The following is a 1252-nucleotide window of genomic DNA, read 5'->3' as shown; positions in this document are numbered from 1 at the left end:
CGGCATGCCCGGACCGGCCGATGAACGCGTTGAACGCGGCAATGAACCGGTTCTTCGCGCCCTCCGACCAGGAGGGCGCGTCCGCGGGCCGTTCGATCACGGTCGGTACGCGGGCGCCGTTCTTCCACACCTGGCGGCGCCATTCGACGGCCTCGCGCTGCTCGGCGAGGATCTGCTGCAGCGTCATCATCGGCGAGGTGCCGTCCGCCCCGATGGTGGCGTACCCGTGGTCGAACAGGTACGGCGCGGGCAGTTGCACCACCTGCGCCGGGCCCCGCGAGGAGATCAGGTACAGCGCGGCCGGCTGGTCGTCGTCGTCGGCCAGGACGTGGAAGCGGCGGGCCGGTTTGCGCCTCAGCTCGAACCCGGAGGCGGTGTCTGCGCTGGGCAGGATCTGCTGGCACCACCGGTCGTAGATCAGCCAGTCCACCAGGGTGGAGTGCCACAGCCGCGACGGTGAACGGTGCGGCCCGGGCTGTGAGAGGAGCTGCGCGAGCGGGTGGTCGGTGACCCGGCGCCGGTCGGTGTCGGAGACCCGCTCGTAGACGTGCCACGGGATGGTGCACAGCTGCCGGGCGATGTAGTCGACGACCTTGCGCACCGAGGGCTGGGTCTCCCACACGCGCGCGGCCGCGGCCGTGTCGGAGTAGTTCGACAGCGGCACGCCCGGGTCCACCACCCGGATCCCGTTCGCTGCCAGGTAGTTACCCAGCTGCGTCAGGTCCCCGAAGGCCTCGGCGGCCTTGGCGAGTACGGGCACGCCGTCCTGGTCGACGACCTGCCCGGAGCCAGGGGCCTTGCGGCGTGGCCACCAGCGCATGCGTCCACCCCTTTCTCAGATCGCTTCGAACTCGGAGTCCTCGTAGGCGGACTTCCGCTTGGGCGGACGGGCGAGGACTTCGGACATCGCGTCGCACAGCGCGGACACGCCGTCGATCTTGTCGGCGGCGTTGGCTTTGTCGCGCTTGACGTTTCCTGCGGCGTCCATCGCGACGGCCAAGTTGTCGACCATCCACGTCATGACGGGGTTCCCGGCGTGCCGCAGCATCGGCCGGCCTCCCTGCCCGACGGCCCGCTCCCCGGACAGCAGCAGCCGCTTCACGGCCTTCAGCGCCGGGGACATGGTCTTGAAGCCCTGGCCAACGCCGACCATCGGCGCCCGCTCGCCCTCCAGATCGTTCGTCAGCGACGTCGACGACCAGCGGTCGAACCCCAGGGCCTTGACCTCGAAGGCGTCCAGGTCCTCGCGGAT

The 1252-nt window shown here is 70.4% G+C and carries 2 protein-coding genes; both read right to left on the bottom strand.

Annotated elements, in window-relative coordinates; genetic code table 11:
- Positions 1-820: phage portal protein (locus tag CCN39_RS49025; RefSeq protein WP_143264523.1), on the bottom strand; the 820-nt coding region annotated here is incomplete at its 3' end.
- A 15-nt stretch (positions 821-835) separates the two neighbouring features.
- Positions 836-1252 (bottom strand): terminase TerL endonuclease subunit (locus CCN39_RS49020; protein ID WP_244211394.1); only part of this gene is annotated, 417 nt, incomplete at its 5' end.

It is taken from the genome of Amycolatopsis kentuckyensis (genome assembly GCF_002155975.1).
In the GTDB taxonomy this organism is placed as follows: domain Bacteria; phylum Actinomycetota; class Actinomycetes; order Mycobacteriales; family Pseudonocardiaceae; genus Amycolatopsis; species Amycolatopsis kentuckyensis.
The sequence above is the reverse complement of the archived record's forward strand: the minus strand, read 5'-3'. Positions and strand labels throughout refer to the sequence as shown.